The sequence below is a fragment of the Variovorax sp. AC103 genome (genome assembly GCF_979254005.1).
The window spans coordinates 1-12,751 of record NZ_CEEDFC010000027.1; the positions used below are offsets into that span (position 1 = coordinate 1).

Annotated in this window: 12 protein-coding genes; 8 read left to right on the top strand and 4 right to left on the bottom strand. The window is 69.6% G+C overall.

The window, feature by feature from the left end:
* Positions 1-188 (top strand): hypothetical protein (locus tag AC0IYU_RS29900; RefSeq protein WP_472124747.1); only part of this gene is annotated, 188 nt, incomplete at its 5' end.
* Between the two features lie 115 nt (positions 189-303).
* On the opposite strand, the gene AC0IYU_RS29905 is transcribed toward AC0IYU_RS29900, so the two are convergent.
* Positions 304-1,935 (bottom strand): phospholipase D family protein, encoded by a 1,632-nt coding sequence (locus AC0IYU_RS29905; protein ID WP_472124749.1) that lies wholly within the window; start codon positions 1,933-1,935, stop codon positions 304-306.
* A gap of 92 nt (positions 1,936-2,027) precedes the next feature.
* A complete protein-coding gene (locus tag AC0IYU_RS29910; protein WP_435438471.1) occupies positions 2,028-2,258 on the bottom strand; it encodes a hypothetical protein in 231 nt (76 codons plus the stop codon).
* A gap of 199 nt (positions 2,259-2,457) precedes the next feature.
* Here AC0IYU_RS29910 and alkB point away from each other — a divergent pair, with 199 nt between their 5' ends.
* Both alkB and AC0IYU_RS29920 read left to right on the top strand, forming a co-directional pair.
* Positions 2,458-3,114 carry a DNA oxidative demethylase AlkB gene (alkB, locus tag AC0IYU_RS29915; protein ID WP_472124752.1) on the top strand — a complete coding sequence of 219 codons (657 nt, stop codon included), beginning with the start codon at positions 2,458-2,460 and terminating at the stop codon, positions 3,112-3,114.
* A gap of 5 nt (positions 3,115-3,119) precedes the next feature.
* Positions 3,120-4,961, top strand: coding sequence for an ABC transporter ATP-binding protein (locus AC0IYU_RS29920; RefSeq protein ID WP_472124755.1), 1,842 nt, complete (start codon positions 3,120-3,122; stop codon positions 4,959-4,961).
* 4 nt (positions 4,962-4,965) lie between these two features.
* Here AC0IYU_RS29920 and AC0IYU_RS29925 read toward each other — a convergent pair whose 3' ends face one another.
* Positions 4,966-6,030: a LacI family DNA-binding transcriptional regulator gene (locus AC0IYU_RS29925; RefSeq protein WP_435484171.1), complete on the bottom strand. Its 1,065-nt coding sequence runs from the start codon at positions 6,028-6,030 to the stop codon at positions 4,966-4,968.
* Positions 6,031-6,143: 113 nt separating this feature from the next.
* On the opposite strand from AC0IYU_RS29925, the gene AC0IYU_RS29930 reads away from it, so the two are divergent.
* The 5 genes from AC0IYU_RS29930 to AC0IYU_RS29950 are packed head-to-tail and all read left to right on the top strand — an operon-like array spanning position 6,144 to position 12,268.
* Positions 6,144-7,163, top strand: coding sequence for a TRAP transporter substrate-binding protein (locus AC0IYU_RS29930; RefSeq protein ID WP_435438467.1), 1,020 nt, complete (start codon positions 6,144-6,146; stop codon positions 7,161-7,163).
* A gap of 6 nt (positions 7,164-7,169) precedes the next feature.
* On the top strand, positions 7,170-9,065 hold the full coding sequence (locus AC0IYU_RS29935) for a TRAP transporter large permease (protein WP_472124758.1): 1,896 nt from the start codon (positions 7,170-7,172) through the stop codon (positions 9,063-9,065).
* Positions 9,066-9,108: 43 nt separating this feature from the next.
* Positions 9,109-9,648 (top strand): VOC family protein, encoded by a 540-nt coding sequence (locus AC0IYU_RS29940; protein WP_101490957.1) that lies wholly within the window; start codon positions 9,109-9,111, stop codon positions 9,646-9,648.
* Positions 9,645-10,922 carry a ribulose-bisphosphate carboxylase large subunit family protein gene (locus AC0IYU_RS29945; RefSeq protein ID WP_472124761.1) on the top strand — a complete coding sequence of 426 codons (1,278 nt, stop codon included), beginning with the start codon at positions 9,645-9,647 and terminating at the stop codon, positions 10,920-10,922. The genes AC0IYU_RS29940 and AC0IYU_RS29945 overlap by 4 nt, the downstream gene beginning before the upstream one ends.
* On the top strand, positions 10,919-12,268 hold the full coding sequence (locus AC0IYU_RS29950; protein ID WP_472124764.1) for a four-carbon acid sugar kinase family protein: 1,350 nt from the start codon (positions 10,919-10,921) through the stop codon (positions 12,266-12,268). Before AC0IYU_RS29945 ends, AC0IYU_RS29950 begins: the two co-directional genes overlap by 4 nt.
* Positions 12,269-12,289: 21 nt before the next feature.
* On the opposite strand, the gene AC0IYU_RS29955 is transcribed toward AC0IYU_RS29950, so the two are convergent.
* Positions 12,290-12,721 carry a hypothetical protein gene (locus AC0IYU_RS29955; RefSeq protein ID WP_435484175.1) on the bottom strand — a complete coding sequence of 144 codons (432 nt, stop codon included), beginning with the start codon at positions 12,719-12,721 and terminating at the stop codon, positions 12,290-12,292.
* Positions 12,722-12,751 lie beyond the last annotated feature (30 nt).

Consider the following 12,751-nt stretch of genomic DNA (forward strand, 5'->3'; position numbering starts at 1 on the left):
CATCGCTCCTGCCCCCGGAACAGCAGCCACCCCCGCCCCCGCCGCACGCGGCGAGCGAGATCAGGAGCGCCGCTGCGCACGCGCAGCGCGTCGTCTGGAAGAGCCTGTCGGCTGTTGCCGGGGTCGCGGAATTTGTTTTCATGAAATGGTTTCAGGTGAAGAGGGCAAACAAAAGAATCAACTCGTAACACGAGCGTTGCAATTCTTCTGTGCCCTCCTTCACCTCGCCATCCTCTGTTTTGAGGATGCGGCTGCAAGGCACCTATGGCTTTACGGTGCCCAATGCCTTCGCCGTGCCGGGTCCTAGAGCAGGCTCTCGGGGACCAGCGGCGCCAGCAGGTTCAGCCGCCAGCGCGCCCAGAAATCGGTTTCGGGCTCCTGGTGCAGGATGGTGTCGGCCGCATCCCCCGCCGAGGCCGGGCTGACCCATTCGATGGCGCCGGTCGGCCCCAGTTGCAACTGGTAGGCGCCGTCCAGCCGCATGAACCCGATCAGGCTGGTGAGCTGCTGCGCGATCTGCGGGCTGAAGATGAAGATGCCGACCTCGGTGTTGTGCAGCATCGAGCGCGGGTCGAAGTTCATCGAGCCGATGAACACCGTCTTGCGGTCGATCACCGCCGACTTGCCGTGCAGCCGCCCGCTGGCCGAGCCGTACATTCCGAAGCGTTTCGTCTGCTCCACCCGCTTGGGGCTCAGCTCGTACAGCTCGACGCCCAGGCGCAGCATCTCGGGGCGGTAGCGGCGGTAGCCGATGTGCACCAGCGATTCGTCGGTGGCGGCCAGCGAGTTGGTCACGATGGTGTAGCTCACGCCGTTGCCGCGCACGAGGCGAATGGTTTCCATGCCGCCGCGCCCCGGAATCAGGTAGGGCGTGGTCTGCAGGATCTCGTTCTCGGCACCGCGCAGGTAACGCCGCACGTTGTAGAGCACGCTGTCCCTGGCCTCGTCGGCGGGCGGCCCCCGTGCCTCGTCGGTGGCGCCGAGCGCCTTGGCCGGCGCGTCGGCGTAGGCCTCGGCACGGGCCCAGGCCAGCTTCAGCGTGCCGGCGTCGAGGTCCTTGGCCAGCGGGTTGTTGCCCAGCAGGTCGGTGGAGGCGGGCTCTTCCGGGTGCAACTGGTCCGGCCCGGAGGTCAGCCGGTCGAAACGCTCGCGCAGTTGCTGCGGGGTTTCGCCGCTGTCGGGCACCAGGGCGCCGATGGGGTACACGTAGGGGCTGTTCCAGTACATGTCGAACAGCGACGACAGCCGGGGCACCACGGCGCCGGCCACCAGCGTGTCGATGTCGATGAAGTTCGAGCCCCCGTCGCGCAGGAAGTACTCGTTGGCCATGTTGCGCCCGCCCATCACGCCGATGGTGTCGTCCACCACGTAGAGCTTGTTGTGCATGCGGCGGTGCACACGGTCGAAGTCCAGGATCGACCACGCCCAGCGCGTGCCGAGGCGGTCGCGCCCGGCCGGGAACGGGTTGAACAGGCGCACTTCCACGTGGGGGTGCGAGGCGAAGCTCGCGAACAGCGGGTCGGCACCGGCCGTGTAGAGGTCGTCCACCAGCAGCCGCACGCGCACGCCGCGGTCGGCCGCATCGCGCAGGGCGCGCAGCAGGTAGCGGCCGGTCTCGTCGTTCTGCACCAGGTAGTACTGCACGTCGATGGAGCGCTGCGCGCGGCGCGCGAGTTCGATGCGCGCATGCAGCGAGAACTGGGGCATCGGCAGCAGGCGGAAACCGCTGAGCGGCTCGCCGGGCGGCATGGCGGCCTGCACGAGGCGCCCGAGCGGCGTGCCCGCGCCGTCCGGAATCACCGTGGACACCCGGCGCTGCACGTCGGTGGGCAGGCCGGCACAGCCCGCCAGGCACAGGGCGGCAATGCCGAGCAGCAGCCACGCTAGCCAGCAGGCGGGCGGTGTGTCAGCGACCCGAAGTCGGAAATTCGGCATGGAGCGGAGCAAGGGGTGGGCGGCGTGGGTCGGAAGGCTCGCGGGTTCTACCACGAGCCCGAAACATCCGCCGCCGCGCCGCCGCGAGCGCTTCAGTGCCCCCGCGCCGGCCCCCACTGCCGCACGAAATGGCCGGCGCGCACGTTGGCACGCTCCACGGCGGAGTCCCACGACAACTGCTGGGTGATCACGAGGGCGCAGCGTGGAATGCCGCGCAAGCTCAGCTCGGCAATGCCGGCGTAGGTGCCGCTCGGCGTGCGCATGAGCTCGATCCAGCCCGTCCAGCCTTCTGGAACGTTCAGAACGAGTCGGGCGCTGTCCATGATCAATGCACCATACCCCTTATCTTTCGCGGTTCCAAGAATTTAAACCCTAAGCACTACTTGCGGCCGGGGGTGTGAGGCTAAGGGCTGACTCCCCGCGCTGCATCCCCCGAATATGGGAGCCCGGCGTGTCGGCCGACGCGACTGTCGGCGTACACGGGCGGCGCGGGCCGTGGCTTTTCAGCAAAGATCGAGGGGCATGACCACAACGACCCTTGCCCTGTTCGACGACCCGCCGCGCGAGGCGCGCGAACCGCTCGGGCCCGGCGCCTTCGTGCTCCCCGGCTTTGCGCTGCCCTTCGCGGGCGCGCTGCTGCCGGCCATCGAAGCGCTGGCCGACCGCGCGCCGTTTCGCCACCTGGTCACGCCGGGCGGCTTCACCATGTCCGTGGCGCTGACCAACTGCGGCGCGCTGGGCTGGACCAGCGACCGCCGCGGCTACCGCTACAGCGCCACCGACCCCGACACCGGCCTGCCCTGGCCGCCCATGCCCGAACCCTTCGCACGCCTGGCGCGCGAGGCGGCCGCGGCGGCGGGCTTCGGCGGCTTCGCGCCCGACGCCTGCCTGGTCAACCGCTACGTGCCCGGCGCGCGGCTGTCGCTGCACCAGGACAAGGACGAGCACGACTACGGCGCGCCCATCGTCTCGGTTTCGCTCGGCATGCCGGCCGTGTTCCTGTTCGGCGGGCTGTCGCGCGCAGACAAGCCGGTGCGCGTGCCGCTCGCGCACGGCGACGTGGTGGTGTGGGGCGGTGAAGACCGGCTGCGCTACCACGGCGTGCTGCCGCTCAAGGACCATCCGCACCCGCTGCTGGGTGCCCACCGCATCAACCTCACCTTCCGCAAAGCCGGCTGACACGCATGCAGACCACCGACAAGAAACTCGACCCCGGCAACGCCATTCGCGAGCTGTATGTGGCGCTGTGGCACTTCGCCGAAGGCGCGCGCGGACAACTGCTGGGCGCCACCGGGCTGCTGGCCTGCTCGCAGTTGATTCGCCTCGCGCTGCCCTACCTGGCGGGCCAGGCCATCAACTCGCTGCAGCGCGGCGACCTGCCCGGCGCGGGCCGGTGGATCGCGACGCTGGCCGGCGTGTACGTCGGCGCCTGGGTGCTGCACGGCCCCGGCCGCATCCTGGAGCGCAACGTGGGCATGAAGGTGCGCGAGAGGCTGGCCGACGAGCTGTACGCGCGCATTGCCGCCGCGCCGCTGGCCTGGCACGACGGCCACCATTCGGGCGAGCTGCAGCACCGCGTGCATCAGGCCAGCCGCGCGCTGTCGGACTTTGCGCAAAACCAGTTCATCTGGCTCACCAACGCCGTCAACTTCGTCGGCCCGCTGGTGGCGCTGGCGCTGCTGTCGCGCACCAGCGGCGTGACGGCGCTGGCGGGCTACGTGCTGATCGGCCTGGTCATCGTGCGCATCGACCGCGCGCTGATGAAGCTGGCGCGCGCCGAGAACGACGCCGACCGGCGCTACGTTTCAGCGCTGCTCGACTTCGTGGGCAATGCGTCCACAGTGATCGGCCTGCGCCTGCAGGGCGCGTCGCGGCTGCTGCTGCGCCGGCGCATGGCCGCCATTTCGCTGCCGCTGAAGCGCACCGTGGTGCTGAACGAAGGCAAGTGGTTCGCCGTCGACCTGATGGGGCTGGCGCTGACCTGGGGCCTGGTGGTGGTCTACGTGTGGCAGGCGCGCGCACCGGGGCAGGCGGTGATGCTGGGGGCGGTGTTCATGATCTACCAGTACGCGCAGCAGGCCGCCGGTGTCGTCACGTCGGTGGCGGCCAACTTCAGCTTCTTCGCGCGCATGCACACCGACTACAGCAGCGCGGAACCCATCTGGCAGGCCCCCACCAGTGGCGCTGGCGACGTGCGGGCCACGCCGCCCGAGCAGGTGCCCGAGCGCGAGCGCATCGTGGCCAACGCGCAGTGGCAGCAGCTGGACATTCAGGGCCTGCAATGGCGCTACGCCGCGCGCGGGGCCGCGCCCGGAACCGATCGCGAAGCCGCCACCGGCGAACCCGCGCGCAGCGGCCTGCACGACGTGACGCTCACGCTGCGGCGTGGCCAGCGCGTGGCGCTGGTGGGCCCCAGCGGCGGCGGCAAGAGCACGCTGCTGCGCGTGCTGGCCGGGCTGTATCCGCCGGGCAGCGGCACGCTCTCTTTCGACGGCCGGCCCATGGACTGGGCGCAACTGCGCCGCCTGGCCACGCTGATCCCGCAGGAGACCGAACTCTTCGAGGCCACCGTGCGCGAGAACCTCGCCTTCGGCCTGCCGCGCGACGACGCGCTGCTGAACGCCGCGCTGCACACCAGCACCTTCGACGAGGTGCTCAAGGCCAACCACGGCAACCTCGACACCGCCGTGTCGGAGCGCGGCTTCAACCTGTCGGGCGGACAGCGGCAACGGCTGTGCCTGGCGCGCGGCGTGCTCGCGGCGCAGGGCAGCTCGCTGCTGCTGCTCGACGAGCCCACCAGCGCGCTCGACGCCAACACCGAGGCCCGCGTGCTGGCGCGCATCGCCGAGGCCTTTCCCGACGCGTGCGTGATCGCATCGATCCACCGCCTGAGCCTGCTCGAGCGCTTCGACACCGTGGTGCTGATGGAGGCCGGCCATGTGCTCGACCACGGCCCGCGCGACGCGGTGCTGGCACGCCAGCCGCTGCTGCAGCGCATGACGGCACCGGCGGGCGCGCACGCCTAGAGAACTACGGAAGGTTTTCTCTGAAGATGACCTGGCTGCGCGTCGTTTCCACGCCGCTCAGCGCCTCGCGCTTGTCGCGCAGGTTGTTGAAGATGCGCACGCAGTTCATCAGCGTGGTGTGCGGGCTCTGCGTGATCACCGCGTCCATGCTGCCGTCGATCAGCAGCGCGCGCGTGTCGGGCGTGAGCCCGTGGCCGATGAAGACCACCTTCTGCTCGCGCCCCGCCTCCTTCAGCGCGCGCGCCACGCCGTCCGACGCACCGCCGATGTTGTAGATGCCGCCCATGTCCGGGTGCTGCTCCAGCAGCGCGCGGGTCTGGCGGTAGTTCTTGCCCGCGTCGTCCTGGCCTTCCCGCAGGCCCACCACTTCGAGCCGCGGGAACATCTCGTCGATGACGTGCAGGAAGCCCGCTTCGCGCTCCTCGTGCGCCTTGTAGCTCAGGCTGCCCGCAATGAGCGCCACCTTGGCCGTGCGCGCGCCGATGAAGCGCCCGATGAGGTAGCCCGCCGTGCGCCCGGCCGCGCGGTTGTCCAGCCCCACGAAGGCCGCGCGCTCCGAGTTCGACAGGTCTGAAATCAGCGTGACCACCGGCAGCCCGCGCGCCGCCAGCGCGGCCACCGCCTCGCGCACCGCCGGATGCTCCAGCGCCATCATCGCGATGCCGTCGCAGCGCTGGCCGTGGCGGCGCAGGGCGTCGGCCAGCTCGTGCGGATTGAAGCTCTCGATGAACACCGTGCGGCACTGCACGTTGAAGGGCGCCCAGTGCTCCTGCGCGTAACCCACCATGTCGCCCAGCATGCGGATGAAGCGGTTGGTGCCGGCCGGCAGCAGGAACACCAGCCGCAGCGGCGGCGGCGTGAGCGCGGCGTACAGCTCGGGGCCCGGCAGGTAGTCGAGCTCGCCCGCGGCCTTGAGCACGCGCTGCACCGTGGCGTCGCGCACGCCGGGGCGGCGGTTGAGCACGCGGTCGACGGTGGCGGTCGACACCTGCGCGGCGCGGGCGATGTCGACCACGCGGGCGCGGCGCGCATCAGGCGGCAAGGAAACGAGTGAAGGGTTTTCCCGCATACATCAAAAACCATCAGGCATAAGTTTGACCTGGATCATGCATCCTTCTATCTTCACTGGGCACTGAATTCCATGGTGCATCAGATTGCATCAAACGCATAACGGAGACAGACATGACATCGCTGACCCGCCGGAGCGCCCTGCGCGCCCTTTCCGCCCTCCCCGCTGCCGGCATCGTCACGGCCGTGCCGCGCATCGCGCGCGCCGCCGAGTTCTCGTACAAGTACGGCAACAACCTGCCGCTGAGCCACCCGCTGAACGTGCGCGCGCAAGAAGCGGCCGACCGCATCGCCAAGGAAACCAAGGGCCGGGTCGAGATCAAGATCTTTCCCAACAACCAGCTCGGCGGCGACACCGACATGCTCGCGCAGGTGCGCTCGGGCGGCATCGAGTTCTTCACGCCCTCGGCGCTGGTCATTGCCACGCTGGTGCCGGTGGCGGCCATCAACGCCGTGGGCTTCGCGTTCAACGACTACGCGCAGGTGTGGGGCGCCATGGACGGCAAGGTCGGCGCGCACGTGCGCGGCGCCATTGCCAAGTCGCGCCTCTACGCGTTCGAAAAGATGTGGGACAACGGCTTTCGCCAGACCACCAGCAGCAAGGCCGCGGTGGCGAACGCCAAGGACATGGACGGCCTGAAGATCCGCGTGCCCGTGAGCCCGCTGTCGATCTCGATGTTCAAGGGCCTGGGCGCCGCGCCGGCCAGCCTGCAGTTCAGCGAGGTGTACTCCGCGCTGCAGACGAAGATCGTCGACGCGCAGGAAAACCCGCTGCCCATCATCCAGGTGGCCAAGCTGTTCGAGGTGCAGAAGTTCTGCTCGCTCACCAACCACATCTGGGACGGCTACTGGTTCGTTGCCAACGGCCGCGCCTGGGACGCCCTGCCCGACGACCTGAAGACCATCGTGGCGCGCGCCATCAACGACGCCGGCATGCAGCAGCGCGAAGACATCAGGAAGCTCAACGAGTCGGTGGTCGGCGACCTGCAGGCCAAGGGCCTCACCATCAACCGCCCCACGGCCGACAGCTTTCGCGCGAAGCTGCGCGAATCGGGCTTCTACGGCGAGTGGAAAGGCCGCTTCGGCCCCGAGGCGTGGGCGCTGCTCGAAGGCACCGTCGGCAAACTGGCCTGAGCGGCCATGGTGCATGAATCCACTTTCGAGGCGGCCCCGTTCACGGGCGCCGGCCCTTCGGCCAATGCGCTGAGCGGCATCGCGGCGCGCGCCGACCGCGTGCTCGGCGGCGTGGTCGAGGCGGTGGCGGCGCTGCTGGTGCTGGCCGAGATCTGCGTGCTGTTCGCGGGCGTGGTGTCGCGCTATGTGTTCCATGCGCCGCTGGTGTGGTCGGACGAGCTGGCGTCCATCCTCTTCCTGTGGCTGTCGATGCTGGGCGCCGTGGTCGCGCTGCGGCGCGGCGAGCACATGCGCATGACGGCGCTGCTGCAGAAGGTAACGCCTTCCACCCGCGCCCTGCTCGACGCCTTCGCCATCGCGGCCTCGGTCGCGTTCCTGGTGCTCATCATCTGGCCGTCGATCGACTACGCGCACGAAGAGTCGTTCATCGTCACGCCCGCGCTGGAGATCAGCAACGCCTGGCGCGCGGCAGCCATTCCGGCGGGCATCGGCATCATGCTGGCGATGGCCCTGCTGCGCCTGGTGCGCGTGTGCAGCGGCCGGCAGATCGCCGTGGCGGTGCTCGGCATGGCCGCGCTGGTGGGCGCCTTCTGGCTCGCGGCGCCGCTGTTCGCGACGCTGGGCAAGTTCAACCTCGTCATCTTCTTCGTGGTGGTGGTGGCGGCCACCGTGCTGTCGGGCGTGCCCATTGCGTTTTCTTTCGCGCTGGCCACCTTCGGCTACCTGGCGCTCACCACGCGCACGCCGCTGCTGGTGATGGTGGGGCGGCTCGACGAAGGCATGTCGCACCTGATCCTGCTGGCGGTGCCGCTCTTCATCTTCCTGGGTGCGCTCATCGAGATGACCGGCATGGCGCGCGCCATGATCCAGTTCCTGGCCAGCCTGCTGGGCCACGTGCGCGGCGGCCTCTCGTATGTGCTGATCGGCGCCATGTACCTGGTGTCGGGCATCTCGGGCTCCAAGATCGCCGACATGGCCGCCATTGCGCCGGTGCTGTTCCCCGAGATGGTCAAGCGCGGCGCCAAGCCCGGCGACCTGGTCGCGCTGCTGTCGGCCACGGGCGCGCAGACAGAGACCATTCCGCCGTCGATCGTGCTCATCACCATCGGCTCGGTCACGGGCATTTCCATAGCGGCGCTGTTCACCGGCGGGCTGCTGCCGGCCGTGGTGCTGGGCGCCGCGCTGTGCGTGGTGGTGTGGTGGCGCTACCGCCGCGAAGACCTGAGCGGCGTGCAGCGCTACAGCAAGCGCGAAATCGGCAAGCTGCTGATGGTCGCGCTGCCCGCGGTGCTGCTGCCCTTCGTGATTCGCGCGGCCGTGGTCGAGGGCGTGGCCACGGCCACCGAGGTGTCGACCATCGGCATCGTGTACTCGGCGGTCGTGGGTCTGGTGGTGTACCGGCAGTTCGACTGGAAGCGGCTGAAGCCGATGCTGATCGACACCGCCTCGCTCTCGGGCGCCATCATCTTCATCGTCGGCTGCGCCACCGCCATGGCGTGGGGCCTCACGCAGTCGGGCTTCTCGCAGGACCTGGCGCGCGTCATGGGTGCGCTGCCCGGTGGGGCCTACGGCTTCCTGGCGGTATCGGTCGTCGCCTTCATCGTGCTGGGCAGCGTGCTCGAGGGCATTCCGGCCATCGTGCTGTTCGGCCCGCTGCTGTTTCCCATTGCCAAGGCCGCGGGCGTGCACGAGGTGCACTACGCCATGGTCGTCATCTTCTCGATGGGCATCGGCCTGTTCGCGCCGCCCTTCGGCGTGGGCTACTACGGCGCATGCGCCGTGAGCAAGGTCAACCCGGACGAAGGCATCAAGCACATCTGGGGCTACATCGGCGCGATGCTGGTGGGCCTGGTGATCGTGGCCGCGTTCCCCTGGTTCTCGACCGGCTTCCTGAAATTCTGATGAACACCACAACAACACACTCACATCCACGGAGCCACACCCCATGAGTCGATTCCTCGGCGAGATCCGCCAACTGGGCTATGTCGTGCACGACATCGAAGCCGCCATGGACTACTGGAGCACCACGCTGGGCGTGGGCCCCTGGTTCTACAACCCCAAGGTGCCCATCAAGAACTACCGCTACAACGGCGAAGCGCACGAGCCGCACAACTCGGTGGCGCTGGCCAACTCGGGCTACGTGCAGGTCGAGCTCATCCAGACGCGCAACGACGTGCCCTCGATGTACCGCGACTTTTTGCAGGCCGGGCGCACCGGGCTGCAGCACGTGGCCTACTGGACGGCCGACTACGACGCCGACCTGGCACGCCTGACCGCACAAGGCTTCAAGCCCGTGATGAGCGGCGAAGTGGGCGAGCGCGGGCGCTTCATCTACTTCGACACCGAGTACCACCCCGGCACCGTCATCGAGCTGTCGGAAGTCGCGGGCCCCAAGGGCAAGATGTTCGACCTGATCCGCAGCGCGTCCGAAGGCTGGGACGGCAGCGAACCCGTGCGGCCCTTCCCCGACCTGAGCAAGCTGTGAGCGCGCAGGCCCCAGAGCGCATCCGCGCGCGCTACCTGATCGAGACGCCGCACGACCTGGCGGCCGTGGCCGAGGTGATGGCCGGCGAACAGTCGTGCGGCACCTTCACGCGCGTGGAAGGCGAGACCGATGCGCTGCGCGCGCGGGCGCGCGCCACGGTCGAGGCCATCACCGAGCTCGCGCCGGCCCAGTCGCCCTCGCTGCCCAACGCCCTGCTGGAGCGCAAGGGCGCGAAGGGCCCCTGGCGGCGCGCGCATGTGGACATCGCGTTTCCGGTGGCGAACATCGGCGCGAACCTGCCGACGCTCGCGGCCACGGTGTCGGGCAACCTGTACGACCTGGGCGAGGTGACGGGGCTGCGGCTCGAGTCGCTGCAGGTGCCTGCCGCGTACCGCGCGCAATTCGACATGCCGCGCGTGGGCATCGCCGGCACGCGGCGCGCGACCGGCGTGGCCAGCGGTGCGCTGGTCGGCACCATCATCAAGCCGAACGTGGGGCTCTCCGCGGCCGAGACGGCCGAGCTGGTCGGCCGGTTGTGCGCCGCGGGCGTCGACTTCATCAAGGACGACGAGGTCTGCGCCGACCCCGCGCATTCGCCCTTGGCCGAGCGCGTGCCCGCCGTGATGGCCGTCGTGCGCGCGCACCAGCAGCGCACCGGCAAGCATGTGATGGTGGCCTTCAACATCACCGACGAGACCGACGCGATGAAGCGGCACGCCGACCTGGTCGCGCGCGAAGGCGGCTCGTGCGTGATGGCCAGCCTGAACTGGTGCGGGCACTCGGGCATGCAGACGCTGCGGCGGCACACCGGCCTGGCCGTGCACGGGCACCGCAACGGCTACGGGGCGCTGTCGCGGCATCCGCTGCTGGGCATTTCGTTCCAGGCGTACCAGACGCTGTGGCGGTTGGCCGGCGTGGACCACATGCATGTGCACGGGCTGCAGGGCAAGTTCTCGCAGCCCGACAGCGAGGTCATCGAATCGGCACGGGACTGCTACACACCGCTGACCGACGCAGCAGACGACCGCGTGATGCCCGCGTTCTCCTCGGGCCAATGGGCCGGCACCGTGCCCGCGACCTGGGCGGCCATCGGCAGCGACGACCTGCTCTTCATGGCGGGCGGCGGCATCCTCGCGCACCCCGACGGCGCGGCGGCGGGCGTGACCAGCATCCGGCAGGCGTGGTCGGCCGCGCGCGCAGGCGTGCCGCTGGCGGACGCAGCCAGGGACCAGCCCGAGCTGGCACGCGCCCTCGCCTTCTTCGGCAAGCCATGAGCCCCAAGGGCCCCACCAGCCAGCGCCCGGCGGTCGTCTACTACGGCGACGACTTCACCGGCGCGACCGACACGCTGGGCACCGCGGCGCGCGCGGGGCTGCGTGCGCTGCTGTTCCTGAAGGCGCCCGATGCCGCGCGCCTGGACCGCGCCGGGCCGCTCGACGTGCTGGGCATCGCGGGTGCGGCGCGCGCCATGACGCCTGAAGAAATGCGCGATGAGCTGCGCCCCGTGGCCACGCTGTTCCGCTCGCTGGGCGCGCGCGTGCTGCACTACAAGACCTGTTCGACCTTCGACAGCGCGCCGCACATCGGCTCCATCGGCGCGGCCGTGCGTGTGCTGCGCGCAGCCGTCGAGCAGCCGTGGACCGCCATCGTCGGCGGGCAGCCGAATCTGGGGCGCTATTGCCTGTTCGGCAACCTGTTCGCCGCTGCGGGAAGCGGCGGCGAGGTGTTTCGCATCGACAGGCATCCGACGATGAGCCGGCATCCGGTCACGCCGATGGACGAGGCCGACCTGCGGCTGCACCTGGCCAGGCAAGGCCTGACGGATGTGCGTTCGATGCCCTTCACCGCGGCATCGCATGGCAGCGATGCGCTCGCCACCGCGCTGCGGCAGGCGCTGCATTCGCCGCCCGCGGACGCCGTGCTTTTCGACGTGGCCGACGCCACGCAGCTCCGGGCCATCGGCGAAGTGCTGTGGGCCAGGGCGCAAGGCACCACGCTGCTGGCAGCGGGACCGAGCAGCGTGGTGGATGCGCTGGCGATGGCCATGTCTTCGTTGAACGGGGACGGCGTCGACGCCCCGGCTCCACGGACCGCTGTGACATCGGCGAAGGGCCCGGTGCTGGTGCTCGCAGGCAGCCTGTCGCCCGTCACCGCGCGGCAGGTGGCGGCGGCGAAGTCGTTCGACATCGTGTGGCTGGACGCGCAGAAGCTCGCGCAACGCGACGCAGCCGCCGTGGCCGATCACGCCAAAGCCATCGCCCAAAGCCTGGCGCGCGGCCGCCACGTGCTGGCCTGCACCCGCGCGCCGCACGCGATGCCTTCAGAGGCCGAACTGGACGCCCAGGCGCTGGCGCGCGCGGGGGGTGATCTGCTGGCGCAAGTGCTTGCGGCCACGCCGCTCGCCCGCATCGGCGTGGCCGGCGGCGATACCTCCAGCCACGGCGTGCAGGCGCTCGACGCCTGGGGGCTGTCTTATGTCGCCGACATGGGCGCCGGCGCGTCGCTGTGCCGCGTGCACAGCGACGACGCGGCGCTCGACGGCATGGAGCTCATGCTGAAAGGCGGGCAGATGGGGACGGAGGATGTGTTCGAGCGGCTGGTGCATGGCGTCGGCAGCTGAGCCGGGACGCGCGCTCGCGTGTCAGAGCTTCCCGCTGTCCTTGGGGTTGTGCACGATCTGGATCAACACGTCGGGCGTGTACGACTTGGTGCGCGAAATCTCCGCGATCTCGCCGCCTTCCGCACCCGCGAAGACCAGCACGCCCTGGCCCTTGTAGGCGAGGTAGTGGCGCCAGCGGTCGGTGCCCTTGTAGGTCGGCACCCAGGCCTTGCCCGTGTTGCGCACCGTCTCGGCGTTGGGCTTGCCGGCGATCTTGATGACCTCGGCGTAGGTCATGGTGGGGCGAAGCTGCGCGAAGGCGGTGCCGGGCGTGGGCTGCCCGACGACGGTGCGTTCTTCGTCTTCATCGGCGGCCACCAGTGCGCGGCGCGTGGGCTCGTACAAAGGGGCGGATTGGCAGGCGGCGAGCGCCATGCATGCGAGGGTGATGGCGCAGATTGAGCGGTAGTTCATTTCAAATTTCTCCCGTTTAGTTGTTTGCGA

Coding starts and splice junctions, on each gene's coding strand:
- alkB (WP_472124752.1), top strand. CDS start 2,458: ATGACCACAACGACCCTTGCCCTGTTCGACGACCCGCCGCGCGAGGCG.
- AC0IYU_RS29955 (WP_435484175.1), bottom strand. CDS start 12,721: ATGAACTACCGCTCAATCTGCGCCATCACCCTCGCATGCATGGCGCTC.
- AC0IYU_RS29950 (WP_472124764.1), top strand. CDS start 10,919: ATGAGCCCCAAGGGCCCCACCAGCCAGCGCCCGGCGGTCGTCTACTAC.
- AC0IYU_RS29940 (WP_101490957.1), top strand. CDS start 9,109: ATGAGTCGATTCCTCGGCGAGATCCGCCAACTGGGCTATGTCGTGCAC.
- AC0IYU_RS29905 (WP_472124749.1), bottom strand. CDS start 1,935: ATGCCGAATTTCCGACTTCGGGTCGCTGACACACCGCCCGCCTGCTGG.
- AC0IYU_RS29920 (WP_472124755.1), top strand. CDS start 3,120: ATGCAGACCACCGACAAGAAACTCGACCCCGGCAACGCCATTCGCGAG.
- AC0IYU_RS29930 (WP_435438467.1), top strand. CDS start 6,144: ATGACATCGCTGACCCGCCGGAGCGCCCTGCGCGCCCTTTCCGCCCTC.
- AC0IYU_RS29925 (WP_435484171.1), bottom strand. CDS start 6,030: ATGCGGGAAAACCCTTCACTCGTTTCCTTGCCGCCTGATGCGCGCCGC.
- AC0IYU_RS29910 (WP_435438471.1), bottom strand. CDS start 2,258: ATGGACAGCGCCCGACTCGTTCTGAACGTTCCAGAAGGCTGGACGGGC.
- AC0IYU_RS29935 (WP_472124758.1), top strand. CDS start 7,170: ATGGTGCATGAATCCACTTTCGAGGCGGCCCCGTTCACGGGCGCCGGC.